10 protein-coding genes are annotated in these 16353 nt (G+C 67.3%); all 10 read left to right on the forward strand.

All coding sequences use genetic code 11. The features are described 5' to 3' along the window. Positions 1–71 precede the first annotated feature (71 nt). The 10 genes from ACYVF5_RS13340 to ACYVF5_RS13385 all read left to right on the forward strand — a co-directional run bounded on the left by ACYVF5_RS13340 (position 72) and on the right by ACYVF5_RS13385 (position 16340). A complete protein-coding gene (locus ACYVF5_RS13340; RefSeq protein WP_460947200.1) occupies positions 72–992 on the forward strand; it encodes a hypothetical protein in 921 nt (306 codons plus the stop codon). A gap of 142 nt (positions 993–1134) precedes the next feature. Further along, complete coding sequence (locus tag ACYVF5_RS13345; protein WP_460947202.1) at positions 1135–1968, forward strand: PP2C family protein-serine/threonine phosphatase; 834 nt, start codon at positions 1135–1137, stop codon at positions 1966–1968. 10 nt (positions 1969–1978) lie between these two features. Further along, a complete protein-coding gene (locus ACYVF5_RS13350) occupies positions 1979–3262 on the forward strand; it encodes an FHA domain-containing protein (RefSeq protein WP_460947204.1) in 1284 nt (427 codons plus the stop codon). Further along, positions 3263–4903, forward strand: a complete 1641-nt coding sequence (locus ACYVF5_RS13355; RefSeq protein ID WP_460947206.1) for a protein kinase domain-containing protein — start codon at positions 3263–3265, stop codon at positions 4901–4903. Next, positions 4900–5703, forward strand: a complete 804-nt coding sequence (locus tag ACYVF5_RS13360; protein ID WP_460947208.1) for an FHA domain-containing protein — start codon at positions 4900–4902, stop codon at positions 5701–5703. Before ACYVF5_RS13355 ends, ACYVF5_RS13360 begins: the two co-directional genes overlap by 4 nt. 101 nt (positions 5704–5804) lie before the next feature. Continuing rightward, on the forward strand, positions 5805–11057 hold the full coding sequence (locus tag ACYVF5_RS13365; protein WP_460947210.1) for an Ig-like domain-containing protein: 5253 nt from the start codon (positions 5805–5807) through the stop codon (positions 11055–11057). 35 nt (positions 11058–11092) lie between these two features. Next, positions 11093–12061, forward strand: a complete 969-nt coding sequence (locus ACYVF5_RS13370; protein WP_460947212.1) for an AAA family ATPase — start codon at positions 11093–11095, stop codon at positions 12059–12061. 4 nt (positions 12062–12065) lie between these two features. Continuing rightward, positions 12066–13286 carry a DUF58 domain-containing protein gene (locus ACYVF5_RS13375; RefSeq protein WP_460947214.1) on the forward strand — a complete coding sequence of 407 codons (1221 nt, stop codon included), beginning with the start codon at positions 12066–12068 and terminating at the stop codon, positions 13284–13286. Then, positions 13283–15733, forward strand: a complete 2451-nt coding sequence (locus tag ACYVF5_RS13380; protein ID WP_460947216.1) for a transglutaminase family protein — start codon at positions 13283–13285, stop codon at positions 15731–15733. The genes ACYVF5_RS13375 and ACYVF5_RS13380 overlap by 4 nt, the downstream gene beginning before the upstream one ends. Then, positions 15726–16340, forward strand: coding sequence for an FHA domain-containing protein (locus ACYVF5_RS13385; RefSeq protein ID WP_460947218.1), 615 nt, complete (start codon positions 15726–15728; stop codon positions 16338–16340). Before ACYVF5_RS13380 ends, ACYVF5_RS13385 begins: the two co-directional genes overlap by 8 nt. Positions 16341–16353: the final 13 nt, after the last annotated feature.

The raw sequence follows: 16353 nt of genomic DNA on the forward strand, positions 1-16353 counted from the left end.
CCGTCGAGAGGGTGCGCGACGATAAAGTGTGCTGAAGCCGGGCGCCGGACGCCCGCGATCGAGGAGTCACAATGAGCAATCCCACACCCGGCAGCACACCACCCGAAGACGAGCCGTCTCGTGCCGAGAGTCCGGCAGACGAGTTCGCCGGCAACCCGGATGCACCGCCTGCCGAGCCGGAACCCCGCCTGCCTTCTGACCAGACGCGAGACGCGGCTCAGCAGCACGACGTCGGCGACGCCGCTCGCACGGATACCGGTCCTGATCTGGCTGGACACGGGCATGCCCACACACCGGAGGTCGCGCACGAGGCGTATGCGGCCGACACGAGCGACGAGGGCCGCCCGTCTGTGATCACACCATCGGAACCGCAGGCGAACACGACATCGTTCGACGACCTGAGCGAGGCGCACAGCGCACCGGCTCAGCAGCGCCATGCGCACACGCGGTCCGGTCCCGTCTTCGTGCAGGCGCCGACGCCGCCGCAGAAGAAGGGCAACAGGGGTTTCGGCATTCTCATCGGCCTTCTCGCCACCCTCGTGTTCGCCCTCGTCTACGGGGGTGTCCTCGCGCTGGTCACCTTGCTGAGCGTCGGAAGCGTCGACATCGTCGGCGGCATCCTGGTGCGGGCACCGTTCTGGCTTCCGGTTGTGATGTTCTTCATCGCGATGGCCGTGCTCGCCGCCATCGTCAACCGAGGCGGATGGTGGGCATACGTCATCGGAGGTTTCTTCGTCGCGGTGTGTGCCTACGGCGCCTACATCGGTGGGGTCCTGGTCGAACGGGCGTTTATGCTCACACCCGCGGACGTCGGCCCGTTCGTCACGTCGATCCTGCTCACCCCTCCGGCTGTCGTCGCCTTCGTCGTCGGCCGAGAGGTGCCCGTCTGGTTCGGCGCGTGGATCGCGGCTCGTGGTCGCAAGGTGCGTGAGCGAAACGACGAGCAGCAACGCGAATACGATCGGCTGCTCGAGCAGGGTCCCGTCGTCTGACCTGCGTGGGAGCGTGGCCGTGCGGCCGCGCGCTCTCTGCTCGTCGAGGTGCGTGCGCAGAGAGCGTGGCTGAGGCCTGTGGGCGGCTATGGGCAGTTCTCCCCATAGCGCCGCTCGGAAACGCTCATATGCTTGGATGGCCATGACTGCAGCTCTTGAGACGATCGTCACGCCTCGCTCCCGTGTGACGGTGAGCGTCACAGGCGCGAGCGACATCGGTCACGTGCGGCAGGTGAACGAAGACAGCTATCTCGCCGAGGCTCCTGTCTTCGTCGTGGCAGACGGAATGGGCGGCCACTCGAAGGGTGATCTCGCCAGCCGTGCGATGGTCGACCAGCTCTCAGTGAGCGTGAGGCGACACGAACCGACGAGCCCCGAAGTGGTGTTCACCGCCATCACGGCCGCCAACGCGCAGATCATGTCGTGGGCTGAGAAGAGCGGCATCGCCGGCACAACGGTCGCCGGGCTGGCCCTGGTGAGTCTCTCGAGCCAGGCCGATTGCCACTGGATGGCCTTCAACATCGGGGACTCGAGGGTCTACCTGTGGGACGACGACACCCTGCGGCAGGTGACCGTCGACCATTCCGCCGTGCAGGAGCTCATCGACGAGGGCACGCTCTCGCACGCAGAGGCCCTCGTGCACCCCGAACGCAACGTCGTGACACGCGCCGTCGGCGTCGAAGTGGATGCGGACCCGGACGTCTGGCTTCTTCCGGCGACCGACCGGCAGGTGTTCCTGATCTGCTCGGACGGACTCACCCGAGAGGTCTCTGAGGCCCAGATCGTCGACGTGCTGCGCTCCGGCGCGGCAGATGCGGCGGCACAGCTTGTGCAACTGGCCCTCGACTCCGGTGCGCGGGACAACGTCACGGTGCTTGTGGTCGACGCCTTCACCGAAGACACCACCCCGCCGAGCCCGGGATATCATGACAGTCGGTCGCTCGGTTACCTCGAGCAGACCCTGCCGAGAATCTGAAGGGTGACGGATGTTCCGTTATGAGCCGGCGCACGCCGAGGACTGGCTGGCCGTCGCCACCGCCGGTCGTGTGCTCGTCGCGCGGGCGGACGGTGACCTCGACCGTGTTCGGACGCTCGCGGCCACAGCCCTGCAGGACGTCTCGGTGCAGCAGGTTCTCGACACCCTGACAGCGCGCGGACTCGGTGCGACAGGACCTTTCGCGCTGGTCTTCTGGGTGGACGGCGCCATGAGCGAGCAGGGCCTCGGCGTGATCGTGCGCGGCGACGCGACGGTGACCGTGGACACCGAAGGAGCCACGGTCACGGTGTCTGCAGGCGGCGTGACCACCTGGACGGAGCAGGTCATCGAGAACGCGACAGCATTCAGCGTTGTCGTCGCGCCGTCGACCCCGTCTGAGATCGCGCTCCCTCTGCGCGACGGTGTCGCCTGGGTCACGCGCATCGACTACCCGGCCTCGGCGGCAGACCCGGAACGCGCCTCCGCCGCGGCGACCGTCACATCGGAGCCGGCGAGCGGCAAGGCGCCCGCCAGAGCATCTGCAACGGCTGACGACGCGGTCACAGGGGACACCGTCGTGAGCGTCGCCGCCGTCGAATCCGGGCCGAGACCGTCCGTGCCTCACACCCGTGCAGCAGAAGAAACCCGCATCTTCGGCACAACGTCGTCGAGCGCGACCAGAGAGGATTCCGCCGCGGGCGCTCCCGACGGCACCCTCGAGGGCGGTCACGACGACTACGACTACCTCTTCGATGAGACGATCGTGCAGAAGGCGAGCACACACCCGGCCGACCCGCCCGGCCGGGAGGGAGCCGGAGGCGATGCCACTGTGTCATCGCATCGGGGTTCGACGCACGACACCCTCGGAGACCACGACGGGCGAACAGTCCTCGCCTCCGACATCCAGGCCGCCAAGAGCGCGAACGCCGGACGGGGGACGAACGCTCACATTCCCCGGGAGCACCACTACACACTCGTTCTCCCCGGCGGAGCCGTGCAACCGCTCACCGCTCCCGTCGTCCTCGGGCGCGCGCCGAGCGTCTCGCATGTTCCGGCATCCGTTCTGCCGCACCTTGTGACCTTGACGGGCGATGACATCTCACGCAGCCACGTGCGCATAGCCGTCGAGGGCGGCACGGTCGTTGTGACCGACCTGCATTCGAGCAACGGAACCCACGTGATCGCACCGGGAAAGGGCCCCCAGCTCCTGCGAGCGGGCGAGCCGACGCCCGTCATCGCGGGCACTGTCGTCGACCTCGGCTCCGGGGTCGAGCTGCGTGTGTCGGAGGCGTAGTTGCGCTCTCGCCAGGTTGCCGCACCACCAGAGCTTCCCGGGTTGCGATACCTGCGGTTGCTCGGCTCCGGTGGCTTCAGCGACGTGTTCCTGTACGAGCAGGAACTCCCGAGGCGGCAGGTCGCCGTCAAAGTCCTCGCCGCCGACGATCTGACCGATGCGTCGCGTTCCGGGTTCGTGTCCGAGGCGAACCTCATGGCGCAGCTTTCCGCGCATCCGTACATCGTCACCATCTACCACGCCGCCTTCGCTCCGGACGGCCGGCCCTATTTCGCCATGGAGTACTGTGCAGGGCCGAGCCTCGCGGAGCAGTACAAGAGCCGCCGCTTCGGCGTCGCCGACGCGTTGCGCACGGGGGTGCGCCTCTCGAGCGCCGTCGCCACGGCGCACGCCGCCGGCATCCTTCACCGCGACATCAAGCCGGCCAACGTGCTGACCAATGCCTACGGCTGGCCCGCTCTCACCGACTTCGGCATTTCGTCTGCCGTCGACACCGAGTTCCCCGCGAACACCACAACGCGAGCCGCGCTCGACTCAGCTGATCAGGCCACCGCGACGGGAACGATCGGCATGTCGATTCCCTGGTCGGCGCCCGAGCTCTTCGACGACCATCCCAACGCCGACGTGCGCAGCGACGTCTTCTCGCTGGCGGCCACCGTGTACACCCTGCTTGCCGGGCATACGCCGTTCGAAATCCCTGGCAGACCGAACGGCGTCGTCGATCTGATCGGTCGCATCGAGCGCGGGGCCATCACACCGATCCAGCGCACGGACATCCCTCGTTCCCTGACCGCTGTGCTGCACAAGGGAATGTCGGCGAACCGGGAGAACCGCTTCTCGAGCGCTATCGACTTCGCACGCGCCCTTCAGCGCGTCGAGATGGAGCTGTCGTACGCACCGACCACCATCGACGTGCCCAACCTCACAGTCCACGACATCGCGGGCACGGAGGCGGCGGACGAGGCCGGCGATGCGACCCGTGTCAGGCAGATGCCGTCGATCAACGCCCACTACCCCGCCACAACGCCGGACGAGCCGCCGACCGCGTCTCTGGCCGGTGGAGCCGGACACGGTCGTGATCAGCAGGCAGATCCGACCGGCGACGACACGGTTGTGCGCCCGCCGCTCCCGGTGCAGCACGGAAGCACCGAAGGGCGGCCGATCGACACGGTCATCAGGCGTCCGGCTGCGGCGGTCCCGCCCGACGACGCATCCGCTGCGTCCGAGCCCGGCCGTCGCCGCTGGGTCCCCGCGGTTCTCGGAGTCGCCGCCGGGGTCGCTGTCGCCGGCGTTGTGACCGCGGCCGTCGTGTTCGGCTCGTCGGAGACCACCGAGGAGCCGAGGCCGTCGGCGACATCAGACCTTGCGGTCGGTGGGGTGCCGACGCCTGAGCAGGTGTCGATCCAGCCGAGCGCGGACGGCACGGCTGTCACCTTCACGTGGGACAACCCGGATCCCCAGGACGGCGATCGATACGTCTGGCAGCGGGTCGGGGGAGCGGAACAGGGCGCCAAGACCCCTACAGACTCCGAGTCGGTGACGATCACCGGCGTCGAACCCGGCAGCGAACAGTGCATTAGCGTTGAGATCAACAGGAACGGAAAGCTCTCGACCGACCCCCTCCGGATGTGCACACAGTGAAGCCACCACGTATCGAGTTCTGCGGTGAATGGTATGACGTCGGCGACAGGCCGTTCTTCGTCGGGCGGGACTCAGACCTCGTGATCGACGAGAACCCGTTCCTGCATCGCCGATTCCTGTCGATCACGAGGGAGAACGACCTGTGGTGGCTGTCGAACGTCGGGAGTCTGCTCGCCGCGACGGTGACGGACACCTCCGGGCAGGTGCAGTCCTGGCTTCCCCCCGGATCACGTCTGCCGATCGTGTTCTCCGAGCTGCAGGTCCTGTTCAGCGCCGGCTCGACCACCTATGAGTTCACCATCCATTCAGAGTCCGAGTTCTTCGGCACGTCGATCATGACCACCGTCTCTGCCGGCACCACGACTGTCGGACCGGTGACGCTCACGAGCAGCCAGCGACTGCTTGTCGTTGCGCTCGCCGAGAACGTCCTCAGGCAGGATTCACCCGGGCGGGGCGAGATCCCCGCCTCTGCGGATGCCGCTCGACGACTGGGCTGGACGCAGACGGCGTTCAACCGCAAGCTCGACAACGTCTGTGACAAACTCGACAGGGTCGGTGTCAGAGGACTCCGCGGCGGGCGAGGAAAGCTCGCCACCCAACGCCGTTCGCGCCTCGTGGAGTATGCGGTCTCCACACGTCTTGTCGGCCCCGATGACCTTGTGCTTCTCGATCGTCTCGACCTCGCGCCGGCGAAGGGTCCGTCGCCGGCCGGTGCCCCAGAGGCATCCGCTGTGCCCGACCGGCCTTCTGAATCGTCCGGTTCCGCCACCGAATCGATGGCTCCGTCTGACGAGAGGTGACCCTCTCCGCGGTTCGATCGCGTGAACACGGCGTGCTAGCTTAACAGGCGGCCCGGTGTAGCCATTTCGGGGGCCAGAGAGACCATGACCCGGAGGTGACCGTGCGCGTGCTGAAATGGCTGAGAGGGCGCAAGATCACCGCGTCGGTCGTCGCGGCGTCGGTCGTCGTCGCAGTGCCGGTCACCTTCGCCGTGCTGCACCACGGTTTTCCCGTGACGGATGTCGACCTGGTTGCGAAAGACGTCTGGGTCACCAACGGGTCTGAGCTGATGGCCGGCAGGCTCAACCGCCAGATCGAAGAGCTCGACGGCTCCGTCGCGAGCGTCTCGAACGACATCGACGTGCTCCAGAACGGCGACAACGTCCTTCTGCACGATCGCTCGTCATCGACCCTCGAGCGCGTCGACCCGGCGTTCACCACACTCATCGAACGCGCAGAGCTTCCGCCAGGGTCAGAGGCCGCCCTCGGAGGCACACGCCTCGCCGTCATCGATCCGGACGACGGAGCCCTGTGGCTCACCGATATCGGTGCCGGGCTTCGATTCTCGACGGCCGACAACGAACCGCTCGCCGAGCTCGGTTCGGGCGCACAGGCCGCCGTCTCTGCGGAGGGCACCGTCTTCGCCGTCTCGCCGTCTGAGAAGCGGATGTACGCATACGCCCCAGAGGGAGGGGAACCGGCGGTCACCACCCTGCCAGAGCTGGGCGACTATCAACTGACGGTCGCGGGAGACACCCCCGTCATCCTCGACCTGGAGCAGAACACTCTCGTCGTCGACGGCGGCCGCTTCGATGAGCTGCCGGAGCCCGCTCTCAAGATCCAGCAGGTGTCGGCGACGCCTGGCGAGGTGGTTGTGGCGTCGGGAACCTCGTTGCTGCGGGTCGAACTCGCGAGCGGTGACGTCGAGACCATCGACGCAGGACTCTCGCAGCCGGTGACCAAACCGATCGAGGTGTCGTCCCCCGTCAACCTCAACGGATGCCTTCACGGCGCGTGGTCGGGCGCGAGCGCCTATGTCGCGCGGTGCGATGGCAACGAGGTGCAGACGCAGAAGATCGAGCCTCTCGCGCGCGGCTCGATTCTCGAGTTCAGGGTCAACCGCGACGTGATCGCGCTCAACAACCTGCAGACCGGCGACGTGTGGCTCGTCGATGCAGACATGCGTCTCGTCAAGAACTGGGAAGAAGTCACTCCGCCTCAGGAGGACGAGGGCGAAGAGGGCGACGAGAAGGCATCGACCCAGTCATTCGAAGACACCCTCGCCGATCGCACGGAAACCAACCGCCCGCCCCTCGCCCGTGACGATGAGCTCGGTGCGAGGCCAGGCAGGACAACCGTGTTGCCCATCCTCGACAACGACACGGACCCAGACGGAGACGTGCTCACCATCGGCAACATCGAGGGGTTCGCAGAGGCCTCTGGAACGCTCGAGTACATCGACGGTTCCCGTGCCCTGCAGTTCACACCGAACCCGACGCAGTCCGCTGGAACGGTGTCGTTCAGGTATTCGGTCTCGGACGGGCGCACGGCAGGCGTCGACTCGGCGACGGTGAGTGTGCTCATCCAGCCACCGGACGCCAACAACCCGCCCGTCGGACAGCGTGAGGGCGCTGTTGTCGTCGAAGCCGGCCAGAGCGTGACCTACAACCCCCTCATCGACTGGCGCGATCCAGACGGCGACGATGTTTTTCTCGTCTCTGCGGCCTCAGACGCCGGCGACCTGGTGCGGTTCTCGCCGGACGGGTTCGTGACGGTGACCCACACGTCTGCGCAGCAGGGGCCGCGAGACGTTGTGTTCGTGGTGTCAGACGGCACTGAGACCGCGACGGGCACCTTCGTCGTCGATGTGAAGCCGAACGGCTCGCAGAACCCGGTCGGAACACCGGACCACATCGAGACATTCGTCGGCGAGCCGGTGTCTGCCCTTCCGCTCGACAACGACATGTCGCCGTCCGGTGATCAGCTGGAACTGCTCGGCGCCGAGGCGCTCAGCGGAGGTCTGTCGACGACGCCGAACACCGACAAGGGCACGATCCAGGTGAACGCGGGGGTCGCCGGCGTCTATTACGTGCAGTACACCCTCGGCGCCGGGCCGAAGACGAGCATCGGCCTGCTGCGAGTCGATGTGAAGGACCACCCGGACGACGCGCTCGCCCCCGTGGCCGTGAGGGACACCGGATACCTGCGCCCGAACGAACCGACCACCCTGAACGTGCTGACCAACGACGCGTCTCCGAGCGGGGAGGTGCTCGCGATCCAGAAGGTCGACGTCCCGGACGACGCGCGCGTTCTCTCGATCGAGGTGCTCAATTCCTCTGTCATACGGGTGACCGCGTCTGCGGCGATCACCGCGCAGCTGCAGTTCAGCTACACCGTCTCGGACGGTGTCAACACCGCAGAGACCACCGTGGCGATCGTCCCCGTTCCTCCGCTCGTCAAACATCAGGCTCCCATCGCCGAAGACGACCAGGTGACCGTGCGCGCCGGTGACGTCGCGAGCGTCGCCGTGCTCGAGAACGACCAGCATCCCGACGGTGCGACCATGGCACTCGACCCGCGACTCGTCGAGGAGCCGCAGGCCGGCCTTGCTTTCGTCACGGACGACAGGCTCCGCTATCAGGCGCCTGCGGAACCGGGAACCTACTCCGTGGTCTACACCGTGACCGACGACTTCGAGCAGAGCGACGTCGGCCAGGTCACGTTCACTGTTGTCGCGCCAGACATCGAGACCAACAACGAACCGGCGCCGAGAACGCTCACCGCCCGGGTTTTCGCGGATTCGCACGTCACCGTGAACGTTCCGCTCGACGGGATCGACCCTGACGGCGACTCGGTGATCTTCGACGGACTCGAGAGCACACCGTCCCTCGGCCTGGTGAGCGAGTCGACGAGTGTGAGCTTCACCTACGAGGCCGCCCCCGGCTCTGCCGGGACGGACACGTTCAGCTATCGGGTGAAGGACGTCTACGGCGCCGTGAGCACCGGTGTTGTGCGTATCGGCGTCATACAGCGGCCGGAACAGACGTCACCGCCGATCGCCGTCGACGACACCATCGAGGTGCAGCCGGGCCGTGTGGCATCCGTCGACGTGCTGGCGAACGACTCCGATCCGAACGGATACGAGATCGCGCTCGATGAGAAGCTGCCCGAGGTGCCGGAGGGGATCGAGGCGAACGCAGACGGTCGTCTGGTCGAGGTCGAGGCGCCGGACGAAGAGACGACCTTCTCGATCCGCTACGAGATCGGCAACGGGCACGGCGGCTCTGACACCGCCTTCATCCAGGTGCGGGTGACGCCCGACGCGACGCTGCAGCCGCCCACGGTGATCGACCACATCGTGGAGCCGGACGAGATCGTCGGCAAGAAGACCGTCGACATCGACGTGCGCGAGGGAGCGAACAATCCTGGTGGGCGTGTTGGCGATCTCGCTGTCAGCGTCGAAGGCCCGAACGCCTCGCAGGCCGAGGTGCTCGACGACGGCAGGGTGCGCGTGACGCTCGCAGAGACCAGGACGGCGATCGCCTACTCCCTGACGAACGAGATCGACGATCTGAGCTCGGCCGCGTTCATCGTGGTGCCGCCGCTCACCGCAGACGGCGCCGAAGAGTCGGAGCCGCCGCGGCTGATCCCCGGACTGGGCGAACAGGTCGTCGACATGAACGGGACGATCAGCTGGAATCTGACCGACATCGCAGAGTCCCCGATCGGCAACGACATAGCGCTCACCGGGGCCGCGGGCGTCTCGGCGACGCGCAGCGACGGAACACCGAACTACGTGAACGACCAGCGGCTGACGTTCACACCCGCCCCTGACTACCGGGGGCCGGCGACGATCACCTTCGAGGTGTCCGACGGAACACCGCACGGTGTCGCCCTGCTCACCCTGCCCGTCACGGTCGGCGATGCCGACATGGAAGACGTGCCGCCGACGTTCACACCGCCCGAGATCACCATCGAAGCGGGCGAAGAGCCGGCGACGCTCGACCTTCGCGCGTCGACGGCGCATCCGAACCCGGCTGTGCTGGAGCAGGTGAGGTACGCAAACCTCTCTGGCCAGGGCAGCGGTGTCGAGGCATCGCTGTCGGGATCGACGCTCACGGCGTCCGCGCCGTTCGGAACCCAGCCGGGCACCGTTGCGACCCTGACCTTCACGGTGTCGTTCAAGGAGTTCGACATCGAGGGCTCTGCGGTGGTGCGCGTGGTGTCGTCGACGAGGCCGCTGCCGTCCACCGTCGAAGACGTCGAGCCCGATGCCAGAAGCAGCAAGGCCGTCACGATGAGCGTGCTCGAGAACGACTACAACCCGTTCCCGGGCGAACCGCTGACGATCGAAGAGGCTGTCATCGATTCGGGCAATGCGACCGTGACGATCTCGGGCGAGAACCTGGTGGTCACTCCCGGGCCGGACAAGAGCCAGGAGATCAGTGTGGTCTACACGGTGATGGACGCCACCAACGATCCGAACCGCCAGGCGCAGGGGCGTGCGAGGGTCGTGGTGATGTCGGCACCGGATGCTCCGCCGGCCCCGGATCTGAGCACCCAAGACGGCAAGATACTGGTCACGATCAATCCGTCCGCGGCGAGCAATGGCGCGCCCATCAGCAGCTACACGGTCTACCGGAACGACGGGGTCGAGCAGTCCGGTGCCGCCGGTGCCGTGCTCACGTTCTCGGGCCAGAACGGCGTCAGCTACACCTTCACCGTGACGGCGACGAACAAGGTCGGCGAGAGCAGCCGGTCGGCCGGTGCATCGGCCACCTCTTACGGTGCGCCGGGAAAGCCGAAGGCGGTTGCGATAGCGCAACCGGGCGATGCCCCGACGACGCTGAGCGCCTCGTGGCAGCCACCGGACAATGACGGGGGAAGCATCACCCGGTACGAATGGCGGTTCCATTCCGGGGCCGGCTCCGGGTCTGGCACCGCTCTGTCGGCCCGATCCAACGAGGTTGGATCGGGAGACTACACGGTCGAGGTGCAGGCCTGCGGCGAGGGCGGTTGCAGCGGCTGGCAATCCTCGCCTGCTGTGCATGTGAGCGATCCCCCGCCTCCCCCTCCGACCGTGACGTACGTCGGTCCCTACGGCGGACCGGCGACGTACTGCGACGGACCCCGGTGTGTGAGCAACGCGCACAAGGTCGAGTTCAGGTATGAGAACTGGGGGGGCGCTCGTACCGAGCAGGTCACGCCGCAGTTCTGCAGAGACGGCCAGTGGCAGGACATGGCGCCGACCCGCCCCCACGACATGGGCGGCAACGGCACCGTCAAGATGACCGCGTTTATGCAGGCAGGGTACTCCTGTGGCGTACGCGTGAAGATCGGGTCGTACACGAGCCCCTCGTTCCCGTGGCCCTGACCAGGGCAACCACCGCAACCACCCCGAGGAGAGAAGTGACCGTCACCCAAGAGCAGGCAGCCTGGTTCGCCGGCGCCTTCGATTCCCTCGTCGGCAACGTCGGCCAGGCGATCCTCGGCAAGAGCGATCCGATCAGGCTCGTCGTCGCGGCGATGCTGAGCGACGGCCACGTGCTTCTCGAGGACTATCCGGGCACGGGCAAGACGGTGCTCGCGAAGGCCCTCGCCAACACGCTCGAGGGCACGAACTCGCGTGTGCAGTTCACCCCCGACCTGCTGCCGTCCGATGTCACGGGCGTCACGATCTACAACCAGGCGAAGAACCAGTTCGAGTTCCACAAGGGCCCGATCTTCGCCTCGATCGTGCTCGCCGACGAGATCAACCGCGCGAGTCCCAAGACCCAGTCCGCCCTGCTCGAGGTCATGGAAGAGGGAGTCGTGACCGTCGACGGCGAGGGATACGAGGTGGGCAGGCCGTTTATGGTGATCGCCACCCAGAACCCGGTCGAGCAGGCCGGGACGTACAAGCTCCCCGAGGCGCAGCTCGACCGCTTTCTCGTCAAGACCTCGCTCGGCTATCCCGACCGCGAGACGAGCGTCGACCTGCTGCTCGACGCGGCGAACCGCGCACGGGCATCACGCGTGAGCGCCATCATCAGTCCCGAGTCGGTTGTGGCGATGTCGCAGCTGGCCGCACAGGTGTACGTCGACCGCTCGGTGATGGAATACGTCACGGACATCATCACGGCGACCAGAACACACGCGGATGTCGCACTCGGCGTGAGCATGCGCGGCGGTCTCTCCCTGGCGCGGATGACGAAGACCTGGGCGCTCTCGCAGGGGAGGACCTATGTCACCCCAGACGACGTCGGTCAGCTCGCGGTTCCCGTGCTCGCACACCGTCTCATCGTCGACGCCGAGAGCGAATTCGCCGGAGCGCGAGCCGAAGACATCATCGCGGGCATCCTCGTCGAGCTGCCGCCGCCCGCATACAGGGCCGCTTAGCCCGGTGAAGAACGTGCTCGACTCGATCGCGCGAGTCACCTCGTCGTGGACGAGCTGGCTGTGGCGGGCTGTCGCACCCGCTCTCGGAGTCGTCTCGACGCTCGGGTGGCTTGTCATCTGCGCAACCGTCATCGTGGCGACGGCGGGTCTTCTGCTCGGATGGGTCGAGCTCACCGTTGTCGCGCTGACGCTCGGAGCGGCACTCGCCGCCGCACTCGTGTTCATCATCGGCCGCGCGAGCTTCGTCGTCGAGATCGAGCTCACGCCGCGGCGTGTGGTCGTGGGGGAGCGCGCGATCGGCCGGGTGCTCGTCACGAACACCGGCAGAAGAAGCTCGTCGTCGACGACGATAGAGCTTCCCGTCGGGCACGGTCTCGCCGAGTTCTCGGTGTCGTCGCTTCGCCCGGGCGAGCAGAACGAGGAACTGTTCGCCGTGCCGACCGCCAGACGTGCGGTGATCCTCGCCGGTCCGGCGGTCTCGGTGCGCGGAGACCAGCTCGGGCTCTTCCGCCGCACGGTGCGCTGGACCGACGCCATCGAGCTCTTCGTCCATCCCCTCACCACGCCGCTGCGTCCAACTGCAGCGGGCCTCGTCCGCGATCTCGAGGGACAGATCACGAAGAAGATCACCAGCAGCGACATCTCGTTCCATGCCCTGCGGTCATACGTCACGGGCGACGACGTGCGATATGTGCACTGGAGGACCTCGGCCAGGACGGGCCAGCTGATGGTCAAGCAGTTCGAAGAGACGAGACGCAGCCAGCTGACGATCATCCAGCTCTGCGACGAGAGGTGGTACGCGGGAGAAGACGAGTTCGAGCTCGCCGTCTCGGTGACGGCATCCATCGGGTCGCAGGTGATCAGGGACGGCACGCAGATCAGCGTTGTGACCGAACAGCGGATCCTGCGCACCCATTCGGTCACATCGCTGCTCGACGACAGCTGCAGGGTAGGGATGCTGACCGGAACAGGGAGCGCACGAGACGCCGCACGAGAGGCGACCAGGCGACTGCCCGCGCCGAGTGTCGTTGTGATCGTCGCGGGATCGAAACTCGACCCCGCTGACTATCGCGCCGTGCAACGCCTGTTCGGCGGTGAGACGAACGTGATCGCCCTGAAGACAGAGCTCGGCGCCCGCGCCCGGCTGCAGGATGCCGCGGGGCTCAGCGTCGCCACAATCGGCGCGCTCACAGAGCTGCCGCGTGTGATGGCGAGGGCGCAATGACCGACCAGGCTCTCCCGGGCACAGCGCCGTCCCAGAACACCACACGAAAGCCGAAGCAGGCGAGAACCGCTGCCGGCGAGCCGGAGGGCGACGCTGTGGGTGCGGCCGCATGGCGGGACCTCGCTGTGCTGCTGCTCCTCGCTGTGACAGGCATTATCGGCTTCGCCCCCGCCTTCGCCGACGGAGTGTTCCTCGTGGCCGGAATCGGCGGCATCCTCGTCGGCGCATGCGCCGGATACCTGTCGCGCCTGTGGCGGCTCAATGCGTTCGTCACCGTGATGCTCGCGGTTGTGGCCTACGTCGTCGTCGGCACACCGCTCGCCGTGCCGTCGCAGGGCCTGTTCGCCGTCCTTCCCACCCTCGACTCGCTTCGGAGCCTGGCGCTCGGGTCGGTGTTCGGCTGGACCGACATCGTCACCCTGCCCGCACCGGTCGCGCAGCCGGACTACATCGACGTTCTGCCGTACGCCTGCGGCTGGCTCGTCGGTCTTGTGAGCGCCGTTCTCGCCCTTCGATGGATGCCGCGGCGCGAGCGCGGCACGCTGGCGGCCTCTGTGCTGCTGGTCGCCCCGTTTGTGCTCTATCTGCTCGGGGTGCTCGTGGGCACCTCGCAGCCGTTTCTCGCGGTTGTGCGCGGGGTCGCGCTCGCGCTCATCGCACTCATCTGGCTGGGTTGGCGGCGAGGAGACAACCGCAATGCCGCGCTGCAGGACCGGGGGCGGCTGCGCAGGACGAGGCTCGTGGGCAGCGGGATCATCGCCGTCGCCGCGCTGCTCGTCGCCGGGGTGACCGGGTCGGTTCTCGCGCCGTCGTCTGACGCACGCTTTGTGCTGCGGGACGAGATCGTGCCCCCGTTCGACCCCACGGACTACCCGAGCCCGCTGAGCGGGTTCAGGGAGTACACCAAAGATCTCGCCGAGACCGAGCTCTTCACGGTGTCCGGCCTCGAAGCCGGTGATCTCATCCGGCTGGCGACGATGGACACTTATAACGGACGGCTGTGGAACCTCGCCGGGCCGGAGACCGCCGCCGACGGCTCCGGATCGTTCACCCTGGTCGGTGAGGACCTGCCCGAGCCCTGGCTTCTCTCGTCGAGCGAGAGCCGCTCGATCGACGTGACCGTTATCGACTATTCGGGGGTGTGGCTACCGCTCGCCGGCCATCCGAAGAGCCTCACCCTTCCTGCGGAGCCGGACGCCTCTCAGGACCTGCGCTACAACCCGGCGACGGCGACGGCAGTTGTGACCTCCGGCGTGTCATCCGGCTACCGGTACTCATTCGACACCGCGCTGCAGGATCAGCCGAGCGACGACGAACTGCTGACCGTGCCTGTCGCGAGCGTGCAGATGCCCCCGGTGCACACCGTTCCAGACATCGTCGCCGCGAAATCCGCTGAATATGTCGGCGAGGCGACGACGCCGATCGAACAGCTGAGGGCCGTGGAGACGGCGTTGCACAACAACGGGTTCCTGAGCCACGGGCTGGCCTCTGACAACGTTCCCTCGCGGGCCGGGCACGGAGCAGACCGCATCGACGAGCTGTTCACGCGGAACCAGATGATCGGCGATGAAGAGCAGTTCGCCGCCGCGTTCGCGCTGATCGCCCGGGAACTCGGGTATCCCGCCCGTGTGGTCATGGGATTCGCGCCGGAGGACGCGGACGGGGGCGCGCCGATCACGGTCACGGGAGAGGCGGTCACCGCCTGGGTGGAGGTGCCGTTCGAGGATGTGGGCTGGATACCGTTCTTCCCGACCCCTGACGAGAAAGAGATCCCGCAGGACCAGACACCGAAGCCGAAGACGGAACCACAGCCGCAGGTCAGGCAGCCGCCGAGGGCGGCCCAGCAGGATGACGATCTGCTCACGAACGTCGAGATCGACGACAAAGACGAGGATGAGAACAACGACCGCGCCGGCATCCCGCTCTGGGTGTGGATCGTGCTCGCCGCTGTCGGCATCCCCGTGCTTCTCTGCATCCTGCCCGCGCTGATCGTCGCACTCGTCAAACGCAGGCGCGTGGCGAAACGGCGAAGAGGCGGCGCCTCGCACCAGCAGGCGGCGGGGGCGTGGGACGAACTCGTCGACCGGCACGCCGAACTCGGCTTTGCCGTTCCGGCACGGGTGACCAGGAGGAACATCGCACGCGGGCTCGCCGCGCAGTACGAGACGCCGAACGAACCGGATGGCCGGCGTATGCCCGACGGCCTGCTCGAGTTCGCGGAGGACACCGACAGGGCGGTGTTCGCCGGTCACGAGGTGCCGGACGACGACGTCGAATCGTTGTGGCGGCGCACGGACGAACAATCGAGCCACGCGACATCGGCGGTAGGCTGGTGGCGTCGGCAGCTCAGGCGGTTCAGGGTGAGCGGCACGAGGACCCTCGCCGATCGGCTGTCGGCACCGGCGCCGAAACGTGAACGGGCAGAGGGCAGGTCGAGCAATGGCTGACGGGCGGGACACCCCGGGCGAAGACAGGGGTGACGAGCGCACCGACGACAGCGGCGCCACCAGGGCGTCCGCGTTCAGAATCGGAATGCCGCCGGGAATGGAGCCCGCACGGGACACGGTGCCCTCGACGGACCAGCCGGAACAGGCACCTCCGACGGCACGTGTGCCGAGCCAGGCCCCCGTCACCGTCAGACGCCCCGAGTTCGGGGTCGCGCCCGTTCGTGCGCCGGCGTCGTCCGGGGTCGCCCCACCCGCGTCGTCTCAGCCCGCACGCCCGGCGTCGCCGTGGCTCCTGCTGCCCGACAACTCGGTGATCCCGCTCGGGCACGGTGTGATCGTCGGGCGCGACCCCCAGCCGCAGGACGGCTATGGCGTGGAAGCACGTGCCCGTCTGCACGACGTCGAGCGGAGTGTGTCGAAGACGCACGCGGTCATCGGCGTGTCAGAGGGTCGTGTCTGGGTGATCGACCTCAACTCGACGAACGGCACGACCATCGTCACAGAAGACGGGGACGACGTGCCGTGCAGACCGGAGGTCGCCACCCCCGTGCCGCGGGGAGCGAGCGCGCGGTTCGGTGAGTATCTCGTGCGCATCATAACGGAATGAACAGGCCGGCCTC

The organism is Okibacterium endophyticum (genome assembly GCF_054780075.1).

Excerpts from the sequence above, each read along its gene's own strand:
- ACYVF5_RS13340 (WP_460947200.1), top strand. The coding sequence starts at position 72 with ATGAGCAATCCCACACCCGGCAGCACACCACCCGAAGACGAGCCGTCT.
- ACYVF5_RS13345 (WP_460947202.1), top strand. The coding sequence starts at position 1,135 with ATGACTGCAGCTCTTGAGACGATCGTCACGCCTCGCTCCCGTGTGACG.
- ACYVF5_RS13350 (WP_460947204.1), top strand. The coding sequence starts at position 1,979 with ATGTTCCGTTATGAGCCGGCGCACGCCGAGGACTGGCTGGCCGTCGCC.
- ACYVF5_RS13380 (WP_460947216.1), top strand. The coding sequence starts at position 13,283 with ATGACCGACCAGGCTCTCCCGGGCACAGCGCCGTCCCAGAACACCACA.
- ACYVF5_RS13385 (WP_460947218.1), top strand. The coding sequence starts at position 15,726 with ATGGCTGACGGGCGGGACACCCCGGGCGAAGACAGGGGTGACGAGCGC.